Annotated in this window: 24 protein-coding genes, 1 tRNA gene and 1 pseudogene; 15 read left to right on the top strand and 11 right to left on the bottom strand. The window is 65.8% G+C overall.

Features of this window, described 5'->3' with window-relative positions:
- Window positions 1-280 precede the first annotated feature (280 nt).
- Window positions 281-724 carry a hypothetical protein gene (locus ACW18B_RS13825; RefSeq protein WP_492047605.1) on the top strand — a complete coding sequence of 148 codons (444 nt, stop codon included), beginning with the start codon at window positions 281-283 and terminating at the stop codon, window positions 722-724.
- Between the two features lie 523 nt (window positions 725-1,247).
- Entirely contained in the window at window positions 1,248-3,140 is a 1,893-nt protein-coding gene (locus tag ACW18B_RS13820; RefSeq protein WP_492047604.1) for an NPCBM/NEW2 domain-containing protein, read from the top strand.
- 25 nt (window positions 3,141-3,165) lie between these two features.
- On the opposite strand, the gene ACW18B_RS13815 is transcribed toward ACW18B_RS13820, so the two are convergent.
- From ACW18B_RS13815 to ACW18B_RS13805, 3 genes and pseudogenes are all read right to left on the bottom strand, one after another.
- Entirely contained in the window at window positions 3,166-3,978 is an 813-nt protein-coding gene (locus ACW18B_RS13815; RefSeq protein WP_492051725.1) for a beta-galactosidase small subunit-related protein, read from the bottom strand.
- 37 nt (window positions 3,979-4,015) lie between these two features.
- Window positions 4,016-4,231, bottom strand: a pseudogene (locus ACW18B_RS13810) (IS110 family transposase); the annotation flags it as partial.
- A gap of 257 nt (window positions 4,232-4,488) precedes the next feature.
- Window positions 4,489-5,361, bottom strand: coding sequence for a 3-keto-disaccharide hydrolase (locus tag ACW18B_RS13805; protein ID WP_492047603.1), 873 nt, complete (start codon window positions 5,359-5,361; stop codon window positions 4,489-4,491).
- A 160-nt stretch (window positions 5,362-5,521) separates the two neighbouring features.
- On the opposite strand from ACW18B_RS13805, the gene ACW18B_RS13800 reads away from it, so the two are divergent.
- Window positions 5,522-6,298, top strand: a complete 777-nt coding sequence (locus ACW18B_RS13800; RefSeq protein WP_492047602.1) for a 3-keto-disaccharide hydrolase — start codon at window positions 5,522-5,524, stop codon at window positions 6,296-6,298.
- Here ACW18B_RS13800 and ACW18B_RS13795 read toward each other — a convergent pair.
- Window positions 6,295-7,302, bottom strand: a complete 1,008-nt coding sequence (locus ACW18B_RS13795) for a LacI family DNA-binding transcriptional regulator (RefSeq protein ID WP_492047601.1) — start codon at window positions 7,300-7,302, stop codon at window positions 6,295-6,297. The genes ACW18B_RS13800 and ACW18B_RS13795 overlap by 4 nt on opposite strands.
- 170 nt (window positions 7,303-7,472) lie before the next feature.
- On the opposite strand from ACW18B_RS13795, the gene ACW18B_RS13790 reads away from it, so the two are divergent.
- The 5 genes from ACW18B_RS13790 to ACW18B_RS13770 are packed head-to-tail and all read left to right on the top strand — an operon-like array spanning window position 7,473 to window position 12,304.
- Window positions 7,473-8,735, top strand: a complete 1,263-nt coding sequence (locus ACW18B_RS13790) for an MFS transporter (protein WP_492047600.1) — start codon at window positions 7,473-7,475, stop codon at window positions 8,733-8,735.
- A gap of 29 nt (window positions 8,736-8,764) precedes the next feature.
- Window positions 8,765-9,721 carry a sugar phosphate isomerase/epimerase family protein gene (locus ACW18B_RS13785; protein WP_492047599.1) on the top strand — a complete coding sequence of 319 codons (957 nt, stop codon included), beginning with the start codon at window positions 8,765-8,767 and terminating at the stop codon, window positions 9,719-9,721.
- Entirely contained in the window at window positions 9,721-10,863 is a 1,143-nt protein-coding gene (locus ACW18B_RS13780) for a Gfo/Idh/MocA family protein (protein WP_492047598.1), read from the top strand. Before ACW18B_RS13785 ends, ACW18B_RS13780 begins: the two co-directional genes overlap by 1 nt.
- Window positions 10,860-11,915 (top strand): sugar phosphate isomerase/epimerase family protein, encoded by a 1,056-nt coding sequence (locus ACW18B_RS13775; RefSeq protein ID WP_492047597.1) that lies wholly within the window; start codon window positions 10,860-10,862, stop codon window positions 11,913-11,915. Before ACW18B_RS13780 ends, ACW18B_RS13775 begins: the two co-directional genes overlap by 4 nt.
- Before the next feature lie 26 nt (window positions 11,916-11,941).
- Entirely contained in the window at window positions 11,942-12,304 is a 363-nt protein-coding gene (locus tag ACW18B_RS13770; RefSeq protein WP_492047596.1) for a c-type cytochrome, read from the top strand.
- Between the two features lie 22 nt (window positions 12,305-12,326).
- Here ACW18B_RS13770 and ACW18B_RS13765 read toward each other — a convergent pair whose 3' ends face one another.
- Window positions 12,327-13,181: a 3-keto-disaccharide hydrolase gene (locus tag ACW18B_RS13765; RefSeq protein WP_492047595.1), complete on the bottom strand. Its 855-nt coding sequence runs from the start codon at window positions 13,179-13,181 to the stop codon at window positions 12,327-12,329.
- A gap of 174 nt (window positions 13,182-13,355) precedes the next feature.
- Here ACW18B_RS13765 and ACW18B_RS13760 point away from each other — a divergent pair, with 174 nt between their 5' ends.
- Genes ACW18B_RS13760 through ACW18B_RS13750 form a run of 3 tightly spaced genes read left to right on the top strand, consistent with a single transcriptional unit; the run spans window position 13,356 to window position 16,191 of the window.
- Complete coding sequence (locus ACW18B_RS13760; protein WP_492047594.1) at window positions 13,356-15,104, top strand: GMC oxidoreductase; 1,749 nt, start codon at window positions 13,356-13,358, stop codon at window positions 15,102-15,104.
- Entirely contained in the window at window positions 15,104-15,670 is a 567-nt protein-coding gene (locus ACW18B_RS13755) for a gluconate 2-dehydrogenase subunit 3 family protein (RefSeq protein ID WP_492047593.1), read from the top strand. Before ACW18B_RS13760 ends, ACW18B_RS13755 begins: the two co-directional genes overlap by 1 nt.
- Window positions 15,671-15,714: 44 nt before the next feature.
- Window positions 15,715-16,191: a hypothetical protein gene (locus ACW18B_RS13750; RefSeq protein ID WP_492047592.1), complete on the top strand. Its 477-nt coding sequence runs from the start codon at window positions 15,715-15,717 to the stop codon at window positions 16,189-16,191.
- A 150-nt stretch (window positions 16,192-16,341) separates the two neighbouring features.
- Here the strand turns inward: ACW18B_RS13750 and ACW18B_RS13745 are convergent, their stop codons facing one another.
- The 5 genes from ACW18B_RS13745 to ACW18B_RS13725 are packed head-to-tail and all read right to left on the bottom strand — an operon-like array spanning window position 16,342 to window position 20,485.
- On the bottom strand, window positions 16,342-17,166 hold the full coding sequence (locus ACW18B_RS13745; protein WP_492047591.1) for an MBL fold metallo-hydrolase: 825 nt from the start codon (window positions 17,164-17,166) through the stop codon (window positions 16,342-16,344).
- Window positions 17,163-17,951 (bottom strand): TatD family hydrolase, encoded by a 789-nt coding sequence (locus ACW18B_RS13740; RefSeq protein WP_492047590.1) that lies wholly within the window; start codon window positions 17,949-17,951, stop codon window positions 17,163-17,165. The genes ACW18B_RS13745 and ACW18B_RS13740 overlap by 4 nt, the downstream gene beginning before the upstream one ends.
- Complete coding sequence (locus ACW18B_RS13735; protein ID WP_492047589.1) at window positions 17,948-18,952, bottom strand: DNA polymerase III subunit delta'; 1,005 nt, start codon at window positions 18,950-18,952, stop codon at window positions 17,948-17,950. Before ACW18B_RS13735 ends, ACW18B_RS13740 begins: the two co-directional genes overlap by 4 nt.
- Complete coding sequence (gene tmk / locus ACW18B_RS13730) at window positions 18,953-19,579, bottom strand: dTMP kinase (RefSeq protein ID WP_492047588.1); 627 nt, start codon at window positions 19,577-19,579, stop codon at window positions 18,953-18,955. It lies immediately after the preceding gene.
- 54 nt (window positions 19,580-19,633) lie between these two features.
- A complete protein-coding gene (locus ACW18B_RS13725; RefSeq protein WP_492047587.1) occupies window positions 19,634-20,485 on the bottom strand; it encodes a septal ring lytic transglycosylase RlpA family protein in 852 nt (283 codons plus the stop codon).
- A 152-nt stretch (window positions 20,486-20,637) separates the two neighbouring features.
- On the opposite strand from ACW18B_RS13725, the gene ACW18B_RS13720 reads away from it, so the two are divergent.
- From ACW18B_RS13720 to ACW18B_RS13705, 4 genes are all read left to right on the top strand, one after another.
- A tRNA-Ser gene (locus ACW18B_RS13720) sits at window positions 20,638-20,727 on the top strand.
- 59 nt (window positions 20,728-20,786) lie between these two features.
- Window positions 20,787-21,698 (top strand): class I SAM-dependent methyltransferase, encoded by a 912-nt coding sequence (locus tag ACW18B_RS13715; RefSeq protein WP_492051723.1) that lies wholly within the window; start codon window positions 20,787-20,789, stop codon window positions 21,696-21,698.
- Complete coding sequence (locus ACW18B_RS13710; protein ID WP_492047586.1) at window positions 21,695-22,435, top strand: pseudouridine synthase; 741 nt, start codon at window positions 21,695-21,697, stop codon at window positions 22,433-22,435. The genes ACW18B_RS13715 and ACW18B_RS13710 overlap by 4 nt, the downstream gene beginning before the upstream one ends.
- Window positions 22,428-22,661 carry a sulfurtransferase TusA family protein gene (locus ACW18B_RS13705; protein ID WP_492047585.1) on the top strand — a complete coding sequence of 78 codons (234 nt, stop codon included), beginning with the start codon at window positions 22,428-22,430 and terminating at the stop codon, window positions 22,659-22,661. The genes ACW18B_RS13710 and ACW18B_RS13705 overlap by 8 nt, the downstream gene beginning before the upstream one ends.
- Here ACW18B_RS13705 and ACW18B_RS13700 read toward each other — a convergent pair.
- A complete protein-coding gene (locus ACW18B_RS13700; protein ID WP_492047584.1) occupies window positions 22,633-23,580 on the bottom strand; it encodes a YihY/virulence factor BrkB family protein in 948 nt (315 codons plus the stop codon). The genes ACW18B_RS13705 and ACW18B_RS13700 overlap by 29 nt on opposite strands.
- Between the last annotated feature and the right edge of the window lie 163 nt (window positions 23,581-23,743).

Below are 23,743 nucleotides of genomic sequence, written 5' to 3'. Positions count from 1 at the left end.
GGAGCCCTAAACGACAGGGCGCGATAAAGGTTCCAAACAATTTCAGACTCAGGGTTCGGCGGTAGCGCCGTCCTTTTTGGAGGCCGCTTGATGAGCCGACCTGACCCGTCGCGCTTTGGCGTGCGACTGAACCTCAGCGCGGCCGGCGTGTTGAGCTGGAATGAAGAATTTAGGACTCCTTCCGTCGGCCCTGATCGGCGCCGTTGCAAGCTCGCGCTCTATGACTCCTATGGCTATAATCGCGGCGGCGCGCCTTGGCGGTCGCAGCACGCCGGGGCGCTTGGTGTTGCTGGATCAACCCCTGTTTGAGTTCGGCGCTTTGGCCATGGGCGCGGGAGAGCTGGTCGGCGACAAGATGAAGTCAGCGCCCGATCGTACGGTCTTCCTGGGGTTGCTGGCTCGCGTGATGAGCGGCGGAATCGCGGGCGCCGCTCTGGCGCCGCGCGGCAGGGAAAAGGCGGGAGCAGCCATCGCGATCGCCACCGCCGTTCCTTTGGCCTATCTGACATTGGCTGGCCGCAAGCGCGCGATGGCGCGGATCGGTCAAACCCGCAGCGGCTTGATTGAGGACTCGCTGGTGGTGGCTGCCGGCGCCGCCGTTGTGGCCATTTCGATGCGTCAGCGCGCACAAGCACGCGCCTTAGGCGCGCTTGGCTCCTACAGTGTGCTTAGCAGCAATCCGCAAACGGCGATGGATCGAACGGCTCCTTCTGTTGATCGATGATCTTTTCAAGGGGAGGGCGGCAGGGCGCATCTTTTTTTGACGGGTTGCCGCGAACGCCGATGATGTCGCCCGGCGTAAGGGCTCCTATTTCCGTGGTCGCGCCTACGACAAATTAGTGCAGGGAGTGACACGCACAGCAGTTGTCGGTCATCACGGCGCTTAATGCTCGAACTAATTTTTGTCTGAGTATACCGCCGCGAACATCGTCTGTTGCGAAGCGCTGAAATGTGAGTGATCCAAATCAGGAAGGGACGCGCCTAGCACCAAGACGCCATGCACGGTAGAGTGCTGAAGTCCAATATCCGTGATTGACGGGCTATTTTGTCTGAGTAAATTTGGCGCGTCGATGGAGTGTGGTGAAGATCGCGCTTGAGATGAGCAAGGGCGTGATGTCTGTCGGATCGCCCTCGTGACGGTTCACAGCCGATCCCGCGCCTCTGGTCGTTGGCGATCGCGTCTATCTCGATGTGGCCATGACGAGGTGGCGGCCGATCAAGATTGAACCAAGGGTGGGATGGCGGACATGAAGATCTTGATCGGCGCGGCGCTGGCGGTGCTTGCCGTCTCTTCAGCCCAGGCCCAGGGCGACCCGCTGGCGCCGACGGCGCGCTGGAGCGCCAACACCGCCGGCCAAGCGCAAACCCCGCCCATGGGCTGGAGCAGCTGGAACGCCTTCGCCACCGATATCGATGAGGACAAGATCCTCGGATCGGCAAAGGTGCTCGTGGACGCCGGACTGGCCCAGAAGGGCTATCGCTACGTCAATATCGACGACGGCTGGTGGCTGCGGCGGCGCGTCAGCGACGGCCAAATGGTCATCCGCTCCGAGCGCTTCCCGTCGACGCGGCGCGAAGGCGGCTTGCCGTCTTTCCGGCCCTTCACGGACCGACTGCACGCCATGGGCCTGAAGGCCGGCATCTATTCGGATCTCGGCCGCAACACCTGCTCGCAGGCCTATTCGCCCGACGAGACCGACCTGCCAAAAGGCTCCGTCGAGGAGCGCGAGGTTGGGCTGTACGGACATATCAACCAGGACATCGCCCTTTATTTCACCGACTGGGGCTTTGACTTCATCAAGGTCGACGGGTGCGGCCTGCGGGCGTTCTCCGCCGAGGCGGACAAGGTGCGCTCGGGCAAGTACCGCGAACTGAAACCCATTCTCGACATGGACTCGGTGGCCCGGTCGGACATCCCGGCGGTGCAGTCACTGTTTCGGCAGATCAATGTGGCCCTGGTCCGCAACAATCCCGACGGCGACTTTCTGCTGTCGCTGTGCATCTGGGGCGCCGGCAATGTTCGCGCGTGGGGAAAGGACTTCGGCGGCCTCTCGCGCACCAGCGACGACATCAACCCCACGTGGGGGCGACTGCTGACCAACTTCGACAGCGCCGCCAAGCGCGCCTTCTATGCGCATCCCGGCGCGTGGAACGACCCGGACATGCTGTTTATCGGCAAGGGTGACTTCGACGCCGACCACCTGACCGAGGCGCGGTCCCACCTGACGATGTGGGCCATGATCAATGCGCCGCTGTTGATCGGCATGGATCTGCGGACCGCGCCCGAACCCCTGCTCAAGATCCTGGGCAATGCGGAGGTTATCGCGGTCAATCAGGATCCCGCCGGGCATCAGGCCGTCGTCGCCTTCGACAGCGAGGAGGTTCAGACCTTCGTCAAGACCTTGAGCACCGGCGACAAGGCCGTCGCTGTCTTCAATCGCAGCGCGGCGGCGCTGGATGTTGATCTGACGGCCGCCCAGATGAAGTTCCGCAACGACGCCGACATCACGCTCGTGGATCTGTGGACCGGGCGCGCCCAAAGCTTCCGCGAGGTGGTGAAGTTGCGCCTTGAGCCCCACCAGACGCTGGTGTTCAAGGCCCGAGGCCCGCGCTTGCTGGCTGACGGGCTGTATCTTTCCGAGCAGCCCGGTAACGTCAATCCGGCGGTCGACGGCGTCGTCCATCCCGCTCCGGATCCGACCATCCACCGCTCGGCCTTCGGATGGCAGGGCACGCGCGGGAGCGGTGAGCGCCCCATCTACGCCGGCTGGGGCGGGGCCCTGCCAGACAGCGCGCCCTATGGTGAGGCCCTGCGCATCAGCGGCAAAAGGTTCGAGGCCGGCGTGGGCGTCCTGGCCAATTCACGGCTGGAAGTGCGCAACCAGGGTTACGGACGCTTCACGGCTACCGTCGGGGTCAACGACTCCGCGCGCGACAGCCGCCATGCCACGACGTTTACGGTCTACGGGGATGGCAAGGTGCTGGCCGTCAGTCGCCCGCTGAAATGGGGCGCCGCGGGCCAGCAGATCGCCGTGGACGTGTCGGGCGTCAAGATCATCGAGCTGGTGGCGCGGGCCCCCACGGACGATCCCGCCACGCTTCCCGTGACCTGGGGCGAGGCGGCGTTGCACCAGCGCTGACGCGCCGGCCAACGCCGCGGGGCGTTCAGAACGCCAGGGGCGTGCTGGTGGCGGCGGCCGGTTGCGCGCCCCTGGCCGGCAAGGCCTCGGGCCCGACCGACAGGACGAAGCCGTACCGGTGCGGCGCGACGGGGATCCGGTAGACCTCCAGCGGCCGGCCAAGCGGGCTCCAGCTGTCGGTGCCGCCCAATCCGCTCTGCACCGCGTCGATCAGCAGGGTGACCTGGTCGTGCGGTCGGATATCGCTGCTCTTGCGTGTTCCGGGCGGCTGTCGGGACAGATCCTCGTAGGGAAACGCCAGGACGTTCGCCGACAGCGGCGTCTGGCCCGTGACCGTCAGTGACGGCGTCGTCGCGCCGCTGACCCGCAGCCAACGCACGCCGACCTTGTTGCCCGTCTCCTGGGGTCGCATGTAGTCGTGGTTCTGGTCGGCGATCGCGCCGGTCCAGCGGCCGAGCGCGGCGCCGGCCTGGCGGTCGGCATAGCTCTCGTGGGGACCCTTGCCATACCACTCAAGCGCCTTGAAGCCGGCGGGCAGGGCATAGGCCAGGCCCATGCGCAGCGGGTCGGGCAGGTCCATGGCGATCGGCGTGAACTGGGCGTCGACGGCGACGCTGCCGTCGCTCCGCATGACATAAGCGGTTTCAAATCGCGCCACGCCATCTCCCACGCTCAGACCGACACGAACGGCGACGCCCTCGTCGGTGCGCTCGACCGTCAGGGTCTCGACCACGCGTTTGGCCGAAGCGGTCTTCCAGACCCCGTGCGTGCGGTCGATCCGGGTGCCGATATCGTTGTCGGTGAGGGCGCGATAGAAATTCGGCGCGCCGCCCGCCAGGACCGCGTGACCGTCTATGCGGTAGTCGACCAGGCCTCCGGACCTCGTGGCCTAAGCCGCTCAGCTCACGCGCCCAATGATGGCTGGTTCCGCAGGCCTCCATGCCCACCAGGCAAGGCGCAAGCTTGCTGAAGAACGGGAGCACCTGCGCCCTTCTGAGCGCGCGACGAACGACGACCTCGCCCGTACTGCTGATCCCATGCACCTGAAAGACGTTCTTGGCCAGGTCGAGGCCAACGGTGGTAATCTCCATCTCGGGTGGCTCCCAATGCTCAGGTTGTTATGACAGCAAACACTTTGGCCCTTTGAGGTCGGGAGCGGGAGCCATCCACTCCATCTGCTTCCTGGCAGTGGTGAGGTTGGGCGCGAGACCGCCGTCTAGAACGGGGAAATCTGGCGCGCAGCGGACTCGCGCGTTGGATTGACCTCACCCGCTCTTGCAACCTTGACGCTGGGCCTGGCCGGGGCGGCAGGGGGACCTACGTGTGTCTCTGTCAGACTTTTGGACACCTACTTCGCCATCATATTCGGCATCGCCGCGATTGGCTCCAGTACGATGTCGCGAAAGAAGGCTTCGGCGCCTTCCGATTGCAGCTGGATCGCGCCGTGAGTCAGGGGCTGGCCGTCGGCCTTGAGCTCACGAACCTCCATCACCGGCACGCCGTTGACCACGTGCATCGCGCGGTCGCCCAGCACGTAGAGGTCAAGGGTGTTCCACTGGCCGGCCGGCTTTTCGGCGTCGCTATAAGCCTCGATATTCCAGTCGGCCGTGCCTCCCTTGACCATCTTGGCGCGGCCGCCTGGCGCGAACCGCAGCTTGGGATCGATCAGGGTGGGATCGTCCACGACCGTGGTGACGGCGCTGATCGCCTCGCCGACGGGGACGACCATGCCCGTCGAGCCGAGCATGATCTCGAACTCCGCCGACTGGCTCCAGGTCCCCCAGACCACGCCTGGCGCGCCGTGCGAATGGTAGAGCAGGCCATTGTTGGGCGCCTGCGTTTCGCGGGGCGCCCAACGGCCCTTGCCCCACTTGTACTGCAGGCGCAGGTGGTAGTTCTGGAAGTCGCCTTTGTGGACCAGGCTGCCCCAGGTCTGGCCGTTGACGTAGAGGGCGGGGCGGCCATCCTCGACCACCACCTTGAAGATGTCGCCGCTTTGGGCCGTCGCGCCGATCGGGGCGACGGGCGGGCGCTTGTAGGTGAGGGCCGGGTCGGCATAGCCAAGCCAGGCGTCCCAGTCCTTCAGGTCCTGGCCGTTGAACAGCACGGTCGCGGGACCGGTGGGCTTGGGAATTTCGGTCAGCACCAGGGTCGGACGCGGGGCGGCCACCGCTGACGCTGCGGCGGCCAAAGCCGCGATAAAGGTCAGGATTTTGTACATGCGCTTCTCTTGCCCTCTCCACGGCACCCGACCACTCTATCTGACAGCGTTGTCACCGCAACCGTTGAGGTAGTCGTAGTCCGGTTGACCCGAACAGCGGCTAGGCCAGTCGGCCGGGAGGCGATAGGAAGAAGATGTTCTGGAGGGAGCGCGAAACAACATGACGACGCGAAGCGTAGTTGTCGCCGCCGCTATCGGCCTGATGGCCGGGGCCCCTGCCCAGACCAAGCCCGAGGACACCGAGGTCTGGACACCGGCTCCGGCCCGGGTCGAGCCCGCCGCGACCGCCGGCCAGGCCCCAGCTGACGCCATCGTGCTGTTCGATGGCGACGATCTGGACCAGTGGGTCTCGACCAGGGACAAGTCGCCGGCCGGCTGGACCGTCGAAGACGGCGTCATGACGGTGAACAAGGCGCGAGGCAATATCGAGACCCGGCGTGCATTCCAGGACTATCAGCTGCACCTGGAATGGCGCATCCCGGCCGACATCACCGGGACCGGACAGGGGCGAGGCAACAGTGGCGTCTTCCTGGCTTCCACCGGGCCGCGCGACGAAGGCTACGAAGTGCAGATCGTCGACTCGTACGAGAACGCGACCTACGTGAACGGTCAGGCCGCGAGCGTCTACAAGCAGCATCCGCCGCTCGCGAACGCCAGTCGCAGGCCGGGCGAGTGGCAGAGCTACGACATCATTTGGCATGCGCCCGGGTTTGGCGCCGAGGGCGCGCTCGCCTCGCCGGCCACGGTGACCCTGCTGCACAATGGAGTTCTGGTTCAGGACAACGCGGTGCTGGCTGGGGAGACGGTCTATATCGGCAAGCCCACCTACCGGGTCGTCCATGGCGCGACACCCATAAAATTACAGGCGCATGGCGACCCCAGCGTGCCGATCAGCTTCCGCAACATCTGGGTCCGCGAGCTGCCCCGTCGGCCCTAGCCTGGGTGCGGAGCGGTGCTTCCCCGCACCACAAGGCGGTGTGGCAGGGTGACGTTCTGCAGCGCGCTGGCCCGGTCGGCCAGTATGTCCAGCAGCAGGCGGACGACTTCGTGGCCGATCTGCTCCATCGGCTGGCTGATCGTGGTCAGTTTGGGGCTCAGGTACTCGGCGAAGCGGATGTCGTCGAAGCCGACCAGCGAGATGTCCTGCGGGCACAGCAGACCACGCTGGCGGATGGCTTCCAGCGCGCCCATCGCCATCTCGTCGCTGAAGCAGAAGATCGCCGTCGGCCGTCCGGGCTCGTCGAGAAGCTCGCCCGTCTGGCGCACGCCGGACTCGATCGAGAAGTCGCCCACGGCCATGCGCAAGGCGCTGGCGCGACCCCGAAGCTGGGCGGCGGCCAGCGCGCCGGTCAGGCGGTCGGTGCTGATCGGGCTGGCCAGAGGGCCGGTGACGATCCCGACCCGCGTGTGCCCCAGGCCATAGAGATGCTCCATGACCTCGGCGGCGGCGCGCTCGTTGTCGATATGGGCGCTGGAGACCGCCAGGCCAGGCCGGAACTCGCAACCATTGACGATCGGCGTGCGAGGGCCCTTGGCCGCGACTATGTCGGCCAGAACGTCAGGAAGGCGGTGGCCCAGGAAGATCAGACCGTCGGCCTCCTTGCGGCGGAACATTGTCGCATACTGTTCCTCGCGCGCCTCTTCGTGACGGGTGTCGCCCAGCAGAACCGAATAGCCTGCCGCCATCGCGGCTTCCTCGACGCCCCGGATCACCTGGGAGAAGAAGGGGTTGGAGATGTCCGGCACGGTGACCAGGATCTTTTCGGTGCGCAGAGTGCGCAGGCTCTTGGCCGCGAAGTTGGGCTCGTAGCCCAGGCGGTTGACCGCCTCCATGACCTTGCCGCGCGTCGCCTCCAGCACCAGTTCGGGCGCGCTGAACACGCGGGAAACCGTCGCGGTCGAGACACCCGCGTCGCGCGCGACATCTTTAATGGTGGCCATCGGCGGACACTGGCGACAAGCCGATGGCTTGGCAAGGCGCAGCGATCAGGGCGCCCTGCGGTTCCCGCCTTGACGGGCCTGACTATCGATGATTTCGATTACATGAGAGCGGACGTGGCCCAAACGGGTCAAAATGAGCCGCCTATGCTTGGTCGGGGAGGGCCAGGACCATGACGACGAGCTTCCGGCTCTTTTTGATGATGGTGCTTCAGCTGGCCATCTGGGGCGCGTGGGCCCCGAAGATATTTCCCTATATGGGCATGCTGGGCTTCGCGCCGTGGCAACAGTCCCTGGTCGGCAGTTCCTGGGGCGTGGCCGCCCTGGTCGGCATCTTCTTTTCCAACCAGTTCGCGGACCGTAATTTCGCGGCCGAGCGCTTTCTGGCTGTCAGCCACCTGATCGGCGGCCTGGCCCTGGTGGGGACGGCGTTCGCGACCAGCTTCTGGCCGTTCTTCGCCTGCTATCTGATCTTCAGCCTGGTCTATGTGCCGACCTTGTCGGTGACCAACTCCATAGCCTTCGCCAACCTGCGCAACCCGGCGGCGGACTTCGGGGCGGTGCGCATGGGCGGCACGGTCGGCTGGGTGCTGGTCAGCTGGCCCTTCGTGTTTCTGCTGGGCGTCAACGCCGAGGTCGAGCAGATGCGATGGATCTTCCTGGTCGCGGCGCTCGTCTCGTTCGTCTTCGCAGCCTATTCCCTCACGTTGCCGCATACGCCGGCCCGCAAGGACGCGCCCGGCATTGACAAGCTGGCCTGGAGGCGCGCCTTCAAGCTTTTGGCCACGCCGTTCGTGCTGGTGCTGTTCATCGTCACCTTCATCGATTCCGTCATCCATAACGGCTACTTCGTGATGGCCGACGCCTTCCTGACCAACCGGGTGGGCATAGCCGGCAACCTCAGCATGGTGGTGTTGAGCCTGGGCCAAGTGGCCGAAATCCTGACCATGTTCCTGCTGGGCCGGGTGCTGGCGCGGCTGGGCTGGAAAATCACCATGATCGTCGGGGTGCTAGGTCACGCCGCGCGCTTCGCGGTGTTTGCATTCTTCGCCGACAGCATCCCGGTGATCGTGGCCGTGCAGCTGCTGCACGGGATCTGCTACGCCTTCTTCTTCGCCACGGTTTACATATTCGTCGACGCGGTCTTCCCCAAGGATGTCCGATCCAGCGCCCAGGGCCTGTTCAACCTGCTGATCCTTGGCGTCGGCAATGTGGTCGCCAGCTTCCTGTTCCCGTCGCTGGTCAGCCGCCTCACCCAGACCGGCGCCGATGGCGTTGTAACGGTGGACTATACCGGTCTGTTCCTGGTCCCCACCGGCATGGCGCTGGCGGCGGTGTGTCTGCTCGCCCTGTTCTTCAGGCCGCCGACCCGCGCGCCGATCCCGGAGGTCGCCGACGACGGACCGGTCGCGACCGCCACGCCGGCCCAGCCATGACCCTGTCTATTCAGAAAAAGGAAAGCCTCGTGCGCTCAACTGTTTTCGGACATACCGCCGGCGGCGCCGACCTGTCGCGACGGGGCCTGCTGGGCGCCGGCGCGGCGGCCCTGGGCATGGCCTGTGGCGGTGTCGCAAGGGCGGCGGACAAGCCGTTCTTCCAACGCCATGATCTGCCGGTCGGCATCCAGCTCTATACCCTGGGTCCGGATCTGGCGAAGGCGCTGGACGCGCAACTGGCCACCCTGGCTGGGATCGGTTTCAAGTCGGTGGAACTGGCCGGCTATCTGGGCCGCACACCGGCCGAACTGCGGGCCGCGTTCGATAAGGCGGGTCTGGTTTGCCCCAGCGCCCATATCTCGCCCAAGGGGGCCAACGGCTTTAGCGGCGACCTCGCCAAGCTGGCCGACGAGCTGCACGTGATCGGCGTGAAGTCGGCGATCATGCCGATCCACTACATTCCCGACCGCATGGGCGGCGCCGACCTGCGTCAGGCCGGCGTCCAGATGACCGCCGACGACTGGAAGTGGAACGCCGACTTCCTGAATGAGAAGGCCGCTGTCCTCAAGAAGGCTGGCATCGTCACCGGCTATCACAACCACAATTTCGAGTTCGCGCCGCTCGGCGAAACCACGGGCATGGATATCCTGCTGCAAGGGACCGATCCCAATCTCGTCACCTTCGAGCTGGACGCGGGCTGGGTGACGGCGGCGGGACATGACCCCATCGCTCTGATGAAAGCGCACCCCGGCCGGTTCACCCAGATGCACGTCAAGGACATCAAGCCCACCACCAAGACCAATTTCGAGCTGCGCCAGGATCCAACCGAGGTCGGCGGCGGCATGATCGACTGGAAGGCGCTGTTGCCGGCCGCCTATGCCGCCGGAATCCGGGGCTTTTATTACGAGCAGGAGCCGCCATTCGCCCAAGCCCGCCTGGACTCGGCCAGGATCAGCTTTGAGTATCTGGCGAAAGTGAGGGCCTGATGAGCGCTCGCGCGCCTTTGCGTCTGGCCATGGTGGGGGGCGGTCCTGGCTCGTTCATCGGACCGGTGCATCGCATGGCCGCCGAACTGGACGGTCGCATGCGTCTGGTGGCCGGCGTGTTCAGTCGTGATCCGGTCAAGAACGCCACAGCGGCCGATGGCTGGGGCGTGGCGCGCGACCGTGTCTATCCCGACCATCACGCGATGATCGCGGCCGAGCGGGGCCGCCCCGATGGAGCCGATCTGGTCGCCGTGGTCACGCCCAACCATCTGCACCTCGACGTGTCAGCCGCCGCCCTGCGCGGCGGGCTGCACGTGATCAGTGACAAGCCCGCGACCCTCGATCTTGCCCAGTCGCGGGAGCTGGCCGACATCGTCGCCGCATCCGGCAAGCTCTATGCCCTGACCTATACCTATACCGGCTATCCGATGGTTCGCGAGGCGCGCGAGATCGTGGCGCGCGGGGACCTGGGCGCGGTGCGCAAGGTCGTCGTGGAATATTCGCAAGGCTGGCTGTCGCGACCGCTGGAGCGGGAGGGCAACAAGCAGGCGGACTGGCGATCCGATCCGGCCCAGTCCGGTGTCGGCGGCTGCATTGGCGACATCGGCGTCCATGCCTTCAACATCGCCGAGTTCATCACGGGGCGCCGCGTTGAGCGCCTGTGCGCGGATGTGGCCACCGTGGTTCCTGGGCGAAACCTGGACGACGACTGCAACGTGCTGCTGCGGTTCGAGGGCGGCGCGCGCGGCGTGCTGATCGCCTCGCAGATCTCGGCGGGCGCGCGCAACGGCCTGACGATCAGCGTCTATGGTGAGACGGGCGGCCTGACCTGGAGCCACGAGCGCCACACCGAACTGACCCTGGACTGGCTGGACGCGCCCAGCCAGGTGCTGCACGCCGGCTCGGCCTATCTGGGCGCGGCCGCCCGGGCGGTGACGCGGATCCCCACGGGTCATCCTGAGGGTTTCATCGAGGCCTTCGCCAACATCTATCGCGACTTCGCCGACGCGATCGAAGGGCAGGGCCGGGGGCTTGTACCGGATATCGCGGAGGGCGTGCGCGGCATGGCCTTTGTCGAGCGCGCCGTGACCGCCAGCCGAAACGATGCGGGCTGGGTGGCTCTTGAAGGAGACGGGCGATGAAGACGCTCAAGGGACCGGCCATCTTCCTGGCCCAGTTCATCGGCAGCGAGCCGCCGTTCGACAAGCTGGAGACAATGGCCGCGTGGGTGGCCGATCTCGGCTATGTCGGCGTCCAGATGCCGACCGGCGGGGCCGACTCGTTCTTCGACCTGGCCCTGGCCGCCGAGAGCCAGACCTATTGCGACGACATCGCCGGGATGCTGGCCGGCCACGGCCTGCAGATCACCGAGCTGTCGACCCACCTGCAGGGGCAGCTGGTCGCCGTGCATCCCGCCTATGACGAGCTGTTCGACGGCTTCGCCCCGCCCGAGCTGCGCGGCAAGCCGGTCGAGCGCCAGGTTTGGGCGGTCGGGCAGGTCAAGGCCGCCGCTGTCGCCAGTCGGCGCCTGGGCCTGAACGCCCACGCCACCTTTTCCGGCGCTTTGGCCTGGCCTTACTTCTATCCATGGCCGCAGCGGCCGGCTGGCCTGGTCGAGGAAGCCTTTGCTGAACTCGGCCGTCGCTGGAAGCCGATCCTCGACGTCTTCGAGAACGAGGGCGTGGACATCTGCTACGAGATCCATCCGGGCGAGGACCTGCACGACGGCGCGACGTTCGAGCGGTTCCTGGATGAGGTCGGCGGCCATTCGCGCGCCAATATCCTCTATGATCCCAGCCACTTCGTGCTGCAGCAGCTGGACTACCTGGGCTACATCGACCGCTATCACGAGCGGATCAAAGCTTTCCACGTCAAGGACGCCGAGTTCCGGCCATCAGCCCAGTCGGGCGTCTATGGCGGCTATCAGGGCTGGGCCGAACGGCCGGGGCGCTTCCGCTCGCTGGGCGACGGCCAGGTGGACTTCAAGGCGATCTTCTCCAAGCTGGCGCAGTACGACTTTCCCGGCTGGGCGGTGCTGGAATGGGAGTGCGCGCTGAAGCATCCCGAGCAGGGCGCCCGCGAAGGCGCGCCGTTCATCCGCGACCACATCATCCAGGTGACCGATCGAGCGTTCGACGACTTCGCCGGCGCCGCGCCAGACGCTGGCCGCAACCGGCGCCTACTGGGGCTCTAGAACAAACCTTCGAGGAAGATGTCCTGATGAAGTTCCCGCTTATCCTCGTCGCTGTCCTTTCGGCCATGGCGACCAGCGCCGTCGCCGCGCCGCCGTCGGGCGAGGACGTGTTCGATCAACGCTGCTCGGTTTGCCATTCGCTGAAGCCAGCGCCCGGCAAGATGGGGCCGCCCCTGGCCGGCGTCGTCGGCCGCAAGGCGGGAACCGTGAGCGGGTTCGCCTATAGCAACGCCCTGAAAGCCTCGGGCATCACCTGGAACGCCGAGACGCTGGACGCCTATGTCAAGGCGCCGGCCAAGACCGTGCCTGGGACCAAGATGCTGCTCGGCGCGCCGGACGCCCAGCAGCGCGCGGCCGTCATCCATTACCTGAGCTCACTCAAGAAGTAGGCTTGAGCCTTGCCGTCGGCGCTCAGCGCGCCTTCAGCTCCTGGATCTCGATATCCTTGAACTCGATCGGATGACCCTCGCTCTGCAGGGCGATGTAGCCTTCGGTCACCGGCTGGGCTCCGCGCGCGAGGATGTAGGGCTTGGCCCCGCCCGCGACCGTATCGTCGGGATCCAGGGTCAGGCCGGCATAGTGGTGAACGACCACGCCGTCGATCTTCTGGAAGACCTCGCCGTTTGGCCAAACCTCCAGTTCCACCTTGGTCCAGGTCCCGTTGAGGATCGTGGGCGCATTGGCCGAAGGCGTGCAGTGCTCCTTGGCCTTCACGCCGTCGAAGGTAATGGTGATGCCGGGCGTGCAGACCGCGCCGGTGGGGCGAGGCGCGTCTCCATCCTTGCCCAGCAGCTGGAACTCCACCGAGACCGGGAAGGATTGCTCCACCGTCATACTCTCGGGGCTCTGGCTATGGAACATGATCCCACTGTTGCTGCGCGCCCAGCTGGGCGTGTCGGCCAGGCCGCCCTCGGTCAGGAAGCGGTAGGATAGGCGCAGGCGATAGGCCTTGAAGGGGGTCTTGTGGAACAGGTGCCCGAACTGTCCGTCCAGCTTGTCGTAACCGGCATAGGACACGCGGATCGCGCCGTGATCGACCACGAAGGTCTGGCGATAGTTCTCTCCGGCCGGATGCTGGGCGACCTTCGGCGTCCAGCCTTCCAGGGTGCGCGCATCGAACAACGGACGCCACGGCCCGGCCTTTAATTCCTCGGCGCGGGCCTGGGTCACGAGGCCCAGCGACAAGCAGCCGATCAAGGCCGCCATCGCGGCATGGCGCATCGCCCGGGCGTGGCGGAGTCGTACAGGCAGACACAGTTCGGTCATGGCTTGGTCTTCCTCCATGGCGCCCGGCGATTTTGATCGAATTGTCGAGCTTTCTTGCAATGTAACCCATTTCATGGAAGCTTCCAGACCAATGATAGGGGTTCGCCGAGGTCGGCGCGCTGGGCTCTGGACTAGCCCCGGCGCGTCATCGAGTGAGCGGATTAGGGAGCACTCATGGCCAACCTCAGCGGTCGCGCGCGCCGAGAAAACACCTATGACGCCATCGTCGTGGGCAGCGGCATCACAGGCGGCATAGCGGCCAAGGAGCTGACCCAGAAGGGTCTCAAGACCCTGGTGCTGGAGCGCGGCCCGATGGTCCGCCACCAGGAGGACTATCCCACCGCGATGACGGCGCCCTGGGAGACCAAGCACCCGCAGGGGCAGCTGCCGCAGGCCGAACTGGCCGCCAAATATCCGGTTCAGCGCCGCACCGGCTACACGATGACGGAGAACACCCAGCACTTCTTCGTCCGCGACGACGAGAACCCCTATGTCGAGGAAAATCGCTTCGACTGGATCCGGGGCTATCACGTGGGCGGACGGTCGCTCACCTGGGGCCGCCAGAGCTATCGCCACAGCCCCCTCGACTTCGAGGCCAACGCCCGCGAGGGAATCGGCGTCGACTGGCCGATCCGCTACGAGGAGCTCGCGCCCTGGTACGAGCACGTCGAACGCTTCATCGGCGTCTCGGGCCAGGCCGAGGGCCTGCCCCATCTTCCTGACGGCCACTACCAGCCGCCGATGGAGATGAACTGCGTCGAGAAGGCTTTCAAGGCCAAGTCTGAGGCGCGGTTTCCCGAGCGGCGGATCACCATGGGTCGCACGGCGCACCTGACCGATCCGACGAAGGAGCAGATGAGCCTTGGTCGGACCAAGTGCCAGTTTCGTAATCTGTGCATTCGCGGCTGCCCGTTCGGGGCCTATTACAGCTCAAACTCTGGCGGGCTGGTGGCGGCCGAGCGCACCGGCAATCTGGTGATCCGGCCCGACTCGATCGTCACCTCGCTGATCTATGACGAGAGAGCGGGCAAGGCGACGGGCGTGCGCATCCTGGACGCGACGATGCGGCAGGAAGAAGAGTTCTACGCCGACGTCGTGTTCCTGTGCGCCTCGGCCTTCAATTCGGCCTGGATCATGATGAACTCGACCAGTTCGCGGTTCCCCAACGGCTTTGGCAACGGCAGCGACCAACTGGGTCGCAACGTGATGGACCACCATCTGGGCGTCGGCGCGTCGGGCGAGGCTCCCGAGTTCGCCGACATGTATTATTCCGGCCGTCGACCGAACGGGATCTACGTCCCCCGCTTCCGCAATCTGGGCGACGCGGCCACCAAGCGGAACGATTATCTGCGGGGCTTCGGCTATCAGGGCGGCGCGTCCCGCCAGGGCTGGGACCGCGACTTGGGCAAGCATGGCGCCCAAAGCCCCGGCTTCGGGGCGGCGCGCAAGGCGGCGCTCAGCCAGGCTGGGCCGTGGACCATCGGCCTGGGCGGGTTCGGCGAGATCCTGCCCTATGAGGACAACCGCCTGACCCTGAACCACGAGGTCAAGGACCTGTACGGCCTGCCGACCCTGTCGATGAATGTCACCATGCGCGAGAACGAGATCGTCATGCGCCGCGACATGCAGACGGCGGCGGCCGAGATGCTGGAGGCGGCGGGCTTCAAGAACGTCCAGGGCCGCGACGGCGGCTATGCGCCGGGGCTGGGCATCCACGAGATGGGCACCGCCCGCATGGGTCGAGATCCAAAGACCTCGGTGCTGAACGCCCACAACCAGGTCCACGAGTGCAAGAACGTCTATGTCACCGACGGCGCGGCCATGACCTCGGCGTCGTGCGTGAACCCGTCCCTGACCTATATGGCGCTGACCGCCCGGGCCGTCGACCACGCGGTCCAGGCGCGCAAGCGGGGAGAGCTTTGATGCTGAACCGACGCGACGCGATCCGTGGCGGCCTGGCCCTGACGGTCGGGGCCGCGGCCACGAGTTGGGCGGGGTCGGCCTCGGCGTCCGCCCTGACCTGGACTCCGACGGCCCTCACACTGGACCAGGCCCATTTGTTGGATGTGGTCGCTGAGCTGATCATCCCCGCGACCGATACGCCCGGAGCGCGGGCGGCCGGCGTGCCGCAGTTCATCGACCGGGCTCTGGCCAACTACTACGACAAGGCGCAGGTCGAGCAGCTGATTGGCGGACTGACCCGCATGGACGCCGACGCCCGCGCTGCTCATGGCTCTGTCTTCACCGCTCTGACGTCCCAGCAGCAGGTCGAACTCCTGACGACCTACGAGCAAGAGGCCATCACGCTCCGCACCCAGGCGTCGAGCCAAAAGAACCATTTCTTCCCCGTTCTGGAGGACATGGTGACCGTGGGCTACTTCACCTCGGAGCCCGGCGCGACCGTGGCGCTCCAGTACGATCCTGTGCCCGGCGCCTATCACGGCTGCGTGCCACTCGCGGAGATCGGCCGCGCCTGGGCGACGCGGTAGTTCGCAGCCGTTAGACCACCGCTTGCTTGCCAAGAGTTCCGTACATGGCGGTCGGCGGTGAGGGCGTCCTATGTCTACGCTGCGTACGCCGGGTTTCTGCATGGCGCGCGCATGGCCGAGACGGTCGGCATCGACGTGGCGAGGCGTGGGGATATGAGCGAGACGTCGTCGTCGCCACTATCCTGTCCGACGGCATCTACAAGCCGCTAGATGTCGTCGCCCGTGAGCGCCAGGTCGCGCCGGCGTTCGAGCGTGAAGTTCGCCGCGAACCTGGCAAGGGCAACATCTATCCGGTCGAGTTGCAGATGCCGGGCTACCATCTCGTGTTTGTCCGGATGCTAGCCGGCCACTTTATGGATCGAGCCCTGGTGCTTGAGGAGGCGCTGCTCGCCCTTGCACGGAAGATCGTCTGCGGGGATCCCGTTCTCGGTGCGCCAGTGTCAGCCGAGGCTTTTCACTTCGCACAGCGCATGGTGAGCTTCGCTCCTCGTGAAGAGGCTGGGAAAGCAAGGGTTTGGTAGGTCGCAGATACACGCGCCATCGTTGATGCTGATTGCGGTGTCGTGGTCGGTCGGGCCGGGTTTCACGGACCGCCGAGCACTGACGGCATGCTTGACTCGCATATCGTCTAAGGTATATTATCAGCAAAATTCTATATCAAAAAGCCTGCGTTAGGCGCTCTTGTCTGCATCCAAGGTGAACCGCAATCCGTCGTATGCTGGCTCCACGCCGTCCGGAAGTTTTTCCGTTAAGGCGCTGAAATCAAGATCGATATGAAGGTTGGTCAAGATCGCACGACGGGGCTTGACGCGGCTTATCCATTCCAGGGCGCGTTCGACGTGAGCATGGGTCGGGTGCGGCGTCCAGCGCAGCGCGTCGACAATCCAGACGTCCAGATTGGCGAGCGCGGCCCAACTGTCATTCGGAATCGCCACGACATCGGGCGTATAGGCGACATCGCCAAAGCGGAACCCGACGGATCGGATATTGCCATGGTCGAGATCGAAACCCACGACCGGGATTTCGCCGCTCGGTCCGTCCACGGCCCAGGGCTTTCCATGCGCGGGCAAAGGCTCAGGCTCACAAATGGCCGGATAGCCTCCGCGGGACTCGAACACATAGCCGAAACGCAACATCAGGCTGTCGCGGGTTGCTTCGTCCATATGGGCTGGGATTTTGCGACGCTGGTTCAGGAAAAACGGCCGCAGATCATCGATGCCGTGGGTCTGATCGGCATGGTCATGGGTGAACAGAGCCGCATCGACGCGCCTTACGCCAGCCGCGACGGCCTGGAGCCGAAAATCCGGAGAGGTGTCGACGACGACTGTCGTCTCGGACGAGGGGCCGCCCTCCCCTTTGCGTCGCACGAGCAAAGAACAACGTGTTCGCAGATTGCGTGGATCAGCCGGATCGCAATCACCCCAGTCGCCGTCAGCGCGCGGCACGCCGCCCGAGGAGCCCGAGCCGAGGATCGTGAACTCCAGCGGGCCGGTCATGGACGGGGAATCCGGTCGAACAGGGCAAAGAAGGCGTTTTCAGTTCGCGCTTCGGTGTCGGCGCGCGTCCAACCCCGGATTTCGCCCAGCTTGTCGACGATATGGGGCAGGTAGGCTGGTTCGTTCCGGCGTCCGCGCATGGGTACGGGCGCCAGGTAGGGGCAGTCGGTTTCGACGATAATCCGGTCTTGCGGCATATTGCGAATGATTGCCCTCACCTCTTCGGCGGCCTTGAAGGTGGCGATGCCGGACACGGAGAACCAGGCTCCCAGCGCCGCCATACGCGCGGCCAGTTCAGGACCGCTGGTGTAGCAGTGCATAAGGATCTTGAACGCGCCGCGAGCGTGCTCCTCTTCGAGGATCTGCGCCATGATGTCATCGGCTTCGCGCGTGTGAACCACCAGCGGCAAACCCGTCTGACGCGCGGCTGCGGCGTGGACGCGAAACACCTTGGCCTGAATCTCACGCGGCGACAGGTCGTAGTGGAAATCGAGGCCGCATTCGCCGATGCCGATCACCCGTGGACGGGCCGCCAAAGCGACCAGGGTCTCGACGGACAGGTCCGGGTTTTCCTTGGCCTCATGCGGATGGGTCCCGACCGTACACCACACGTCCGGCTCGGCCATGGCGATGGCATGGACGGCCTCGAACGAGGAAACCTTGTCGCAGATGGTGACCATCAGGCCGATGCCGGCCTCGCGGGCGCGGGCGATCACCGCGTCGCGGTCTTCATCGTACTGATGGGCGTGGAGATTGACGTGACTGTCGATGAGCATGGCGCTCACATCGCCGTCTTGGCCGCCGCGCGCAAGTCCGAGATCGCACTCCAGAATACGTCGGCGCGATCCAGATTGATTGCCTCGGCCTCGCCGGGCCAGCGCGACAGGCGTCCCCAGACCGCCGCCCAGCGGTCGAGCGCTGGCGAAGACCCTGTGCTGGCCAGGCGGGTGGTCATGGCGTGAACCTGATCGGCCAGTCGTTCGAACAGCAACTCAAAGCGGGCTGCCCCCTCACCGCCACGGAAGGTGTCGGCCATGGCCAGCAGGGCGGCCTCATCAATGTTCGGCAGCCCCTTCAGGATCTCGCTCGCGGCGTCATCAATAGCCAGAGCGCCAGACGCGGCCAATTGCAGCGCCCTTCCCGGCGCGCCGTGGGCCATGACGGCCAGGCGCTCGGAGTCGCGATGATCCAGACCGGCCGTGCGCTCGACCATGCTGGTCGCCGCCTTCACCCCCGGCGCCGGCACGACCAGTCGACGGCACCGCGAGCGGATGGTCGGCAGCAGCTTGCCTGGGGCGTGGCTGACGAGCAGGATCACGCCGCGCGAAGGCGGCTCTTCGAGGGTCTTGAGCACGGCGTTCGCGGCATTGACGTTCAGATCGTCGGCGGCGTCGATGATGGCGACGCGATAGGGCGAGACCGCCGGGGAGTTGGCGAAGAATTCAGGCAGGCGCCGGGCCTCGTCGACAGGAATGGCCTTGCGCGCCTTGCCATCGTCGGTAGCCCGTTCGAGGACCATCAGATCAGGGTGCGAGCGGGCGGCCACTTGCCGGCTGACAAAATCGGACGGGGCCGCGCCGAGCAGGCCGTGAGATGGATCCGGCCGCGCGCCCAACAGGCGCCGCGCCATGCGATAGGCCAGGGTCGCCTTCCCCACGCCTTCAGGTCCCGTCAGCAGCCAGGCGTGATGCAGACGGCCTCGAGCGAGTGCATCCAGGAAAGAGGCTTCGGCTGCGCCTAGCCCCTCCAGATCATAGACGTCGCGGGGATGGGGCGGCGCGCTCATCTAGAGTTCGAGCCGGCTGGAAACGACGTCCCAGACGGCCTCAAACACCGAAGCGGGCGTATCGGCGGCGTCGACTACGATGCAGCGTTCGGGTTCGCGCTGGGCGATGGCCAGAAATCCGGCGCGCAAACGTTCGTGGAAGTCCAATCCCTTGGATTCGAAGCGGGCGGCCCCACCGCGGTTCGCCGCGCGTTCCAGCCCGACAGCGGCCGGAATATCAAAGATCAGGGTCAGGTTTGGAATGGATCCGGCCAGAACGTGATCTTCGAGCGCGGCGATCAGCGAGGCCGGGGCGTCGCCGCCTGCGCCCTGATAGGCCCGGGTGGAATCGGCGAAACGGTCACACAGGACGATGGCGCCGCGATCCAGCGCCGGGCGGATTACGCGCTCCAGATGGTCGCGGCGGGCGGCATACATCAAGAGCGTCTCAGTCACCGGCGACCAGCGATCGGCGTCACCATGGACCAGAAGGTCGCGGATCGCCTCAGCGCCCGGGCTGCCGCCCGGCTCGCGGGTCAGCACGACGTCGAAGCCGGTCGAGATCAGACGATCGGCGAGCTTGCGGATCTGGGTCGACTTTCCAGCCCCCTCCCCGCCTTCGAAACTGATGAATGTACCGCGTGTCACGAGCCTCAATTCGGCCGGATCGCGTCGCTTGTCCAGAGGCCTCGCGTCTGTCCGTCAGCGACGGAGAACGGTTGCGCCGGAATAGCCCAGGGCCACGACCCGTTCGCGCAGCGCCCAGGCTTCCCCCTCGTCTTCACCCGCTGCGACAACGACGCGATAGAGGGTGCTGGCGGCCCGAACGATGGGTTCAATCGTGGCGCTCCCTGCGGTCTTGAGCTGCGCGGCGGCGCGTTCGGCGTTTTCGCGACTTGAAAAAGCGCCGGCCTGGACCTTGAAGGTCGTATCGCGGGCGGGGACAAGCACCGTGCGGACGGGTGGCGGCTCGGCGGGCCAAACCGGCTCGGCGGCTTTCTTCGGCTCGACCGACTGAGGCGGTGGCGGTGCTGTGGCCGCCCGAGCATATTGTCGCGAATCGAACACCGTCTTCGACGCGGGACCGACATAACGAACCCGAACCCGGGCCACGCCCTGGCGGCGATAGCCCAATTGCTCGGCGGCGGCGCGCGAAAGATCGATGACGCGATCGCCCACAAAGGGCCCGCGATCATTGACGCGGAGCAGCATCTTGCGGCCATTGTCGAGATTGGTCACCTCAACGAGGGAGGGTAGCGGCAGTGTCTTGTGCGCCGCCGAGGGGATGTTCATGTCGAACATTTCGCCGTTGGCCGTGCGGCGATTGTGGAATTGCTCGCCGTACCAGGAGCCGATCCCCTTGACGTCATAGTCAGGATCTTCATGGGGATAGTACCAGATCCCCTTGATCTGATAGGGCTTTTCGGTCCCCCTCAGCGGCTTTCCTGACGGTGAGGTCATCGGTCCACGCGGTGACGAGGCGATCGTTCGACCAATGTCCAGGCGAGGCTTGGGAGTCGCGCAGGCTGCAAGGCTGACGGCGACGAGCGCCATCAGGCCCAAACCGCGCAAACCGCGCCAAAACTGTTGCTGCCCAACCATGCTGACATCTTTGCGACGCCGATGCGCCTTCAGAACATTCATCCTGCATCAGGTTGTTTTGCCGTCTGGTTAAGGCGCAAGAGCGCTGATATAGCCGCCGCTCCGGACAGATGGCCGAGTGGTTTAAGGCAGCGGTCTTGAAAACCGCCGTAGGTGAAAGCCTACCGTGGGTTCGAATCCCACTCTGTCCGCCACCCCCTTCTCCGCCGCGCTGGACCTGCTGATCCGGCGCGGCGGACAGTTCAGGATTCCAATGTCCACACCTCGCACGGCGTTTTACGGCCCGGCCGACCACGATCTGGCTCCGGTCGCGGCCGACGCGATTCAGGTTTCGCCGCTGGTCGACGGCGCCGCAGACCTCGCCGCGCTTGGCGACCAGTCGCTGGACGCCTTCGCCATTCGCGCGCCGGCCGGGGTGGTCGAACGTCGGTTCGTGCTGGCTCATGCGCTTCGCGCCTTGGCCGTCGAAGGCCGGCTGACGGTGTTTGGGCCCAAGGATCGCGGCGGTCTTCGCCTGCGCAAGGAGCTGGAGGCCTTCGGCTGCGTGGTCGGCGAAAGCTCGAAGAAGCATAACCGCATCTGCGTCGCGCTGCGGCCGGAGGCGCCGGTTGGACTTCAGGACGCCATCGAGGCCGGCGCGCCCAGACGAGCGACCGACGAGCTTTGGACCCAACCCGGCATCTTCAGCTGGGACCGCCTGGATCCGGGCACCGCCTTGCTGCTGAAGACCCTGCCCGTCCTCACCGGCGCCGTGGCTGACTTTGGATGCGGGATCGGCTGGCTGTCGCGCAGTGTCCTGAACGCCCCAACGGTGACAAAACTCACCCTGATCGATCTGGATCGCCGCGCGATTGATGCGGCCTGTCGCAATATCGACGACCCCCGCGCCGACTTCGTGTGGGGTGATGTGCGGCAGATCGCCCCAACACTTGGCGCTCTGGATTTCGTCGTCACCAACCCGCCCTTCCATGAGACCGGCGGTGAAGACCGTTCGCTGGGCCAGAGCTTCATCCGCACTGCGGCGGCGTCGCTGCGCAAGGGCGGAGACCTGTGGATCGTCGCCAATCGCCACCTGCCCTATGAGGCGATCCTGGCGGAGCATTTCGCCAAGGTGCGGCTGGCCGGCGAGACCAATGGCTACAAGGTCTACGAGGCCCGCAAGTGACCAAGGCCCTGATGGCGCGGCTTGATCGGCTGCTGGCCAATCTGGGCTACGGCAGTCGCAAGGACGTTCAGGCGCTGATCGCCGGCGGCAAGGTCTTGCTGGACGGCAAGGTTCTCAAGGATATCGGCGCCAAGGTCGCCGTCACGGCCGATCTTCCAGGCCGCATGACGATCCGGGGCGCGCCGGTGGATCCGCCCGCGCCGCTGGTGCTGCTGATGCACAAGCCGCTCGGCGTCGTCTGCTCGCACAAGGAGGACGGGGATCGGATCTATGACCTGCTGCCTCGCCGGTGGCGGATTCGCGATCCGGGGCTGTCGACCGTGGGGCGCCTCGACAAGGATACTTCGGGCCTGATCCTGATCACCGACGACGGCGACTATCTGCACCGGGTGATCTCGCCCAAGCGCCATGTGCCCAAGACCTATCTGGCCACGCTGGATCGGCCGCTTCAGGGCGGCGAAGAGGCGCTGTTCGCGTCCGGCGAGTTGATGCTGGAAGGCGAGGAAAAGCCGCTGCTGCCGGCCCAGTTGGCCGTGATTGACCCGCATCAGGCCCGCCTGACCATCACTGAGGGCCGCTATCATCAGGTGCGCCGGATGTTCGCCGCCGCCGGCAATCACGTTCTCGCGCTGCATCGCGAGCGCATCGGCGGCCTGACCCTGCCGGCTGATCTGGAGCCTGGACAGCATCTGATCCTGGCCGCCGCTGAAGCCGAGCGGGTTTTTGACGATGTCTGAGCCCGTGCTGGTCGACGCCCGCGGCCATCGGTGCCCGGTGCCGACGCTACGTTTGCGGCGGGCTCTGGAAACGGCGCCGGCCGGCGGTCAGGTGCGATTGATCGCCGACGATCCCCTGGCGCGGATTGACGTGCCGCATTTCGCCGCCAGTGCGGGGGCGACACTGATATCGATCACTGAGGCTGAAGACGGCGCGATCAGCTTTCTGGTGTCGAAGGGTATTTGAGGGCGACGCCGCGCGGGCCTTCGACCAGGGCGCGCGGGCGTTCATCGAGGGCGATCTCGACCTCGGTGGCCAGGGCCCCGCCGAGGAAGACGGCGTTGACGCTCCAGGACAGCCAGATCAGGAAAACGATCACGGCCGAGATCGAGCCATAGGTGGCGCCAAGCCGCGCGATTTTGTCGACGTAAAAGGCTGATGCGGAAGACATAAACAGGCACAGGATCGCCGCGGCGACGCCGCCGGCGATCGCGGCGCGCCAACCGATCGGCGTGCGGGACATGGCGTAGCGGTAGATCAGGGTCATGCCGACCACCAGGCCCAGGCTGGCCCAGGTCCATTCGCTCTGGATCCACGGGACGCCGGCCAGCGGGTGCAGGTCCAGCGCGCTGGACAGCAGGCGCAGCGTCAGGAAGATCCCCGACATCACGAACAGCAGACCAAAGGCCGCGATCAGAACGAACAGCGCCATCAGGTTGAAGCCGACAAAGCCCCGCTGATCCTCTTCGTCGTGGATGAAGGACAGCCCCGCCAGCAGCGCCTTGAAGCCGCGATGGGCGGCATAGGCGCCGATGATCAGGACGACGGCGCTTTGCGCCGAAACGGCCTGTTCGGGCGCATGGGCCAGTCGCGCCAGTTCGCTTTCAAACATGTCGCGCGCGCCGACGGGCATCAGCCTGGCGAGATTTTCCGCCTGGGCGGCGGCCTGGTCCGGGTTGAGCAGCAGGCTGTAGAGGCCGATCAGAATCGCCAGGCCCGGAAACACGGCCAGCAGGGCGAAGAACGACACCCCGCCGACATACAGCATCACGTCGCGCCCCCAGATCCGGGACAGGGCCAGGCCCAGAACGCGCAGGATCTCTCGGACCCAGTGGATCGGATCAAGATCCAGGTCGCGCCAGCGAATGGGATTGGGGCTTTGCATCGGCGGGAACCTGCCCGCGTGGGTCGCCGGGCGCAACCCCGGGCCTTCGCGGTCAAAGACGCGCCGCCTCCGGGGGGGAGGCAGCGCGTCTCCGCAGGATGACCCTGAAACCGGCCGCCACATCGAGGGACGGATGGCGCAACGGCCGGTATGAAAAGACGTT

It is taken from the genome of Caulobacter sp. FV2ps19 (genome assembly GCF_058681035.1).
The sequence above is the reverse complement of the archived record's forward strand: the minus strand, read 5'-3'. Positions and strand labels throughout refer to the sequence as shown.

Excerpts from the sequence above, each read along its gene's own strand:
- ACW18B_RS13820 (WP_492047604.1), top strand. The coding sequence starts at position 1,248 with ATGAAGATCTTGATCGGCGCGGCGCTGGCGGTGCTTGCCGTCTCTTCA.
- ACW18B_RS13805 (WP_492047603.1), bottom strand. The coding sequence starts at position 5,361 with ATGTACAAAATCCTGACCTTTATCGCGGCTTTGGCCGCCGCAGCGTCA.
- ACW18B_RS13800 (WP_492047602.1), top strand. The coding sequence starts at position 5,522 with ATGACGACGCGAAGCGTAGTTGTCGCCGCCGCTATCGGCCTGATGGCC.
- ACW18B_RS13795 (WP_492047601.1), bottom strand. The coding sequence starts at position 7,302 with ATGGCCACCATTAAAGATGTCGCGCGCGACGCGGGTGTCTCGACCGCG.
- ACW18B_RS13790 (WP_492047600.1), top strand. The coding sequence starts at position 7,473 with ATGACGACGAGCTTCCGGCTCTTTTTGATGATGGTGCTTCAGCTGGCC.
- ACW18B_RS13780 (WP_492047598.1), top strand. The coding sequence starts at position 9,721 with ATGAGCGCTCGCGCGCCTTTGCGTCTGGCCATGGTGGGGGGCGGTCCT.
- ACW18B_RS13775 (WP_492047597.1), top strand. The coding sequence starts at position 10,860 with ATGAAGACGCTCAAGGGACCGGCCATCTTCCTGGCCCAGTTCATCGGC.
- ACW18B_RS13770 (WP_492047596.1), top strand. The coding sequence starts at position 11,942 with ATGAAGTTCCCGCTTATCCTCGTCGCTGTCCTTTCGGCCATGGCGACC.
- ACW18B_RS13765 (WP_492047595.1), bottom strand. The coding sequence starts at position 13,181 with ATGACCGAACTGTGTCTGCCTGTACGACTCCGCCACGCCCGGGCGATG.
- ACW18B_RS13760 (WP_492047594.1), top strand. The coding sequence starts at position 13,356 with ATGGCCAACCTCAGCGGTCGCGCGCGCCGAGAAAACACCTATGACGCC.
- ACW18B_RS13755 (WP_492047593.1), top strand. The coding sequence starts at position 15,104 with ATGCTGAACCGACGCGACGCGATCCGTGGCGGCCTGGCCCTGACGGTC.
- ACW18B_RS13750 (WP_492047592.1), top strand. The coding sequence starts at position 15,715 with ATGGCGGTCGGCGGTGAGGGCGTCCTATGTCTACGCTGCGTACGCCGG.
- ACW18B_RS13745 (WP_492047591.1), bottom strand. The coding sequence starts at position 17,166 with ATGACCGGCCCGCTGGAGTTCACGATCCTCGGCTCGGGCTCCTCGGGC.
- ACW18B_RS13735 (WP_492047589.1), bottom strand. The coding sequence starts at position 18,952 with ATGAGCGCGCCGCCCCATCCCCGCGACGTCTATGATCTGGAGGGGCTA.
- ACW18B_RS13725 (WP_492047587.1), bottom strand. The coding sequence starts at position 20,485 with ATGGCGCTCGTCGCCGTCAGCCTTGCAGCCTGCGCGACTCCCAAGCCT.
- ACW18B_RS13715 (WP_492051723.1), top strand. The coding sequence starts at position 20,787 with ATGTCCACACCTCGCACGGCGTTTTACGGCCCGGCCGACCACGATCTG.
- ACW18B_RS13705 (WP_492047585.1), top strand. The coding sequence starts at position 22,428 with ATGTCTGAGCCCGTGCTGGTCGACGCCCGCGGCCATCGGTGCCCGGTG.
- ACW18B_RS13700 (WP_492047584.1), bottom strand. The coding sequence starts at position 23,580 with ATGCAAAGCCCCAATCCCATTCGCTGGCGCGACCTGGATCTTGATCCG.